Here is a 3,227-nt window from a genome sequence, read left to right as displayed (position 1 = left end):
GCCCGTAAGCTATTGGGCACAAAAGGCCAAGTCATTGCCAGTATTGCGTTAATGTTTTTACTCTATGCCCTGTGCGCCGCCTACATTGCTGGCGGCGGTGAGCAAGTGCATCAAAAACTCACCTCTTGGTTAGGGTTAGCGTTGCCACCACAGGCGGGCGCTATCTTCTTTACCCTGTTAGTCGGCACGATTGTGGGGTTAGGCACCCATTGTGTCGATTTGATTAACCGCGTGCTCTTTAGCTTAAAGCTCATTGCCTTGATCTTGATGCTGGCGTTATTACTGCCGCAGGTGGAAGGGACGCATTTACTCGAGGTGCCGCTAAAGCAAGGGCTTATCGTGTCGGCCATTCCAGTGATATTTACCTCTTTTGGCTTTCACGGTTCGATTCCGTCGGTGGTGCGCTACTTAGGCGTTGAGGTAAAAACGTTGCGCAAAATCATGTTACTCGGCTCGGCGTTACCCCTGCTGATTTACCTGCTGTGGCAACTGGGCAGCCAAGGCGTGCTGAGCCAAAGCCAATTGGTGACCAATCAAAGTCTTTCTGGCTTTATCAATCAATTAGCGAGTGTCCTTCACAGCCAATTCTTAAGCTCCGCGATCAGCGTGTTTGCCGATCTCGCGCTGGCGACCTCTTTTTTAGGCGTGAGCCTTGGCTTATTTGATTTTATGGCCGCCAATTTAAAGCAAGCGGATAATGCAACGGGGCGCAGTGTGACTGCGGCCATCACCTTTGTACCGCCCTTAGGCTTTGCCCTCTTCTATCCGCAAGGGTTTATCAGTGCCCTTGGCTTTGCCGCCATCGCACTGGTGATCCTCGCGATATTTTTACCGGTCGCTATGGTATGGCGCCAGCGTAAGGTGCGCGATAGCGCGAATATGCCAACAGGTTACCGCGTTGCTGGCGGCAGCGCCGCCCTGCTACTTGCCAGCCTTTGCGGCATGGGAGTTATCGCTGCCCAATTGTGTAGCTAGCCAAATAGCACGCTAAGGGGATGAATGAACTGACCATCCCCAAAAAAACCGCCGCGAGAACCAGCCGCCCCAAACGGAGCGGATGAGGCTCGCGGCACCAACATTGTCAGCGTAACAAGACTTGCAACGCCCCTCTAAAACACTTGGGATTTCTTCAGCCGGGATTGTTCTGCGGCGCGTTGACGCAGGGCTTCTTTTTGCTTGCGACGCTCTTCAATCACTTGATTCACCTCGCTGCCGATATGGACTTCATTGCGAGCCTTCGCGAGGTTGACCTGCCGCTCACGTTCGATAAAACGTTGCCGCTGCGCATCAGTTACCTTATCAATGCAATGGGGGCAACTCACGCCCTGCACATAAGCAGGAGTTTGCATTTCGGCGGCGGTAATGGGCATACGGCAGGCATTACATTGAAAATATTGACCTTTAAGCAAATGGTGATCAACAGCGACTCGGTTATCAAATACAAAGCACTCGCCTTGCCATAGACTTTCTTCAGGTTTGACTTCCTCAAGGTATTTAAGGATCCCGCCTTCGAGATGATACACCTCTTCAAAGCCTTGTTCTTTTAAGTAAGCGGTTGATTTTTCACAACGAATGCCACCAGTACAAAACATGGCAACCTTTTTATGTTTCGCGGGATCTAAATGCTGCTTAACGTATTGCGGAAATTCTCTAAAGGTTTCGGTCACCGGATTGATGGCATGTTTAAAGGTACCGATTTGTACCTCATAGTCATTACGGGTATCGATGAGCAACACTTCGGGATCGGTAATGAGCGCATTCCAATCTTTAGGTTTGACATAAGTGCCCACCACTTTAAGAGGATCGATACCCTCTACGCCCATAGTGACGATTTCTTTTTTCAGCTTCACTTTCGTGCGATAAAACGGCATTTCATCATCAAAAGATAACTTATATACCATGTTATCTAAGCCAGGTTGCTCAGTTAGCCATGCCAATAACCCCGTAATGGCCCCTGATGTGCCAGCGACGGTGCCGTTGATCCCTTCGCTCGCCAGCAATATGGTCCCCCTAATCTGCGCCTCCTCCAACCTCGTGAGCAAGGGTTGTCTTAGGGACTCAAACTGCGGTAACGCCACAAACTTATATAAAGCACACACAACGACCTTTGCCATAATATCCTCTTTGCTGGCTGGAACTTCATTTCCAGTGCGGATTTCTATCCCACCACCGCCAACTGCGATGGCTCACAAAATCGCGCAAAATCCTACCTGAGTCACATCAAAATGAATAGCGGTAAATGCTGTGGCGAACAAACTATTGTGGATCAATGAGTGAAGCCATGCGTCACCACGGCTAACGACATGGTCACGAAGCGAGAAATAGCCTGCCGTGAGGCGACTGACAATGCCGTACGGTGCTAATAACAGGTGCTGTAACAGAGACTTAATAACAGGCTCTGATATAACAGGCCCTGATATAACAGAAAGCAAGAGCAAGTGCTTGAGACGCCCCCTTCGGGCAACGTTTAGGGCAGCCGTTGTGCTGCGTTATCGTTCGTGTCTGTAGAATAACGACAGCGCTCGGACCTAGCCTTGCATCAACATCAGGCAAATTGCGGCAAAAATAATCCTAAAACGTCAACACGTCCTAGCAAAGAGAGAAATATTCAAGTAAGGTAGTCCCAATCAAGTAAAACATGGGTAAGGGCTTGATAGGGATGTATTTATAGGGCGGTGCCATCAATAATTTCCCGCCAGCAAGCGCCCAGTAAACGGCAACAGAGTGCCATGCTGGCCCGAGTCATCCGCCGGTATGCTCATAACACCCCATGATATGAACTGTAATTCGCAATAACTGACAAGGATTGGTCAAATGGAAAATATCGAGATTGGCATCATCATGATGCTCAGTAGTTTACTCGTGCTGCATTGTGTATTTGCTTTGAGGGCGTTTAACCACGGCGTTAATCTAAACACCGACAAGCGAAGCACTCGTAAACTCAGCACTGACACACTCAATCCTCACAAACTCAGCCCCGTGCAAACCTGTTTATGGTGCATGCTTAGCCTACTCTTTGGTCCACTTGGCTATTATTGCTACCTGAGTTTTTTGCCCTTAGACACCTCATTTAAGGATTAAGCATCCCGAGTTTGGCCTTAAGATGTCTAACGTTAAACTGGCTGACAGTTAAACTGGTGTACATAGGTGACATTGACCCGCCAGCCATCGCCCTAGACAATGAACCTCAACCATCGCGTCAAACTATCGCCCTAAACAATTGCCCT

At 49.1% G+C, this 3,227-nt stretch carries 3 protein-coding genes; 2 read left to right on the top strand and 1 reads right to left on the bottom strand.

The window, feature by feature from the left end; genetic code table 11:
* Positions 1–975 (top strand): aromatic amino acid transport family protein (locus ACRCZA_RS11285; protein ID WP_438674533.1); only part of this gene is annotated, 975 nt, incomplete at its 5' end.
* A gap of 134 nt (positions 976–1,109) precedes the next feature.
* Here ACRCZA_RS11285 and trhO read toward each other — a convergent pair.
* The gene (gene trhO / locus ACRCZA_RS11280) at positions 1,110–2,114 is read right to left on the bottom strand and encodes an oxygen-dependent tRNA uridine(34) hydroxylase TrhO (protein WP_438674532.1); all 1,005 of its coding nucleotides are present in this window, start codon (positions 2,112–2,114) and stop codon (positions 1,110–1,112) included.
* A gap of 700 nt (positions 2,115–2,814) precedes the next feature.
* On the opposite strand from trhO, the gene ACRCZA_RS11275 reads away from it, so the two are divergent.
* The gene (locus ACRCZA_RS11275) at positions 2,815–3,081 is read left to right on the top strand and encodes a hypothetical protein (protein ID WP_438674531.1); all 267 of its coding nucleotides are present in this window, start codon (positions 2,815–2,817) and stop codon (positions 3,079–3,081) included.
* The last annotated feature ends 146 nt before the right edge of the window (positions 3,082–3,227 follow it).

The sequence above is a fragment of the Shewanella sp. genome (assembly GCF_051658185.1).
Lineage (GTDB): Bacteria > Pseudomonadota > Gammaproteobacteria > Enterobacterales > Shewanellaceae > Shewanella.
Note: the sequence above shows the minus strand (reverse complement) of the source record. Positions and strands in the feature narration are given on the sequence as shown.

What these genes read in the sequence shown, in the direction of transcription:
- trhO (WP_438674532.1), bottom strand. Translation starts at nt 2,114, where the DNA reads ATGGCAAAGGTCGTTGTGTGTGCTTTATATAAGTTTGTGGCGTTACCG.
- ACRCZA_RS11275 (WP_438674531.1), top strand. Translation starts at nt 2,815, where the DNA reads ATGGAAAATATCGAGATTGGCATCATCATGATGCTCAGTAGTTTACTC.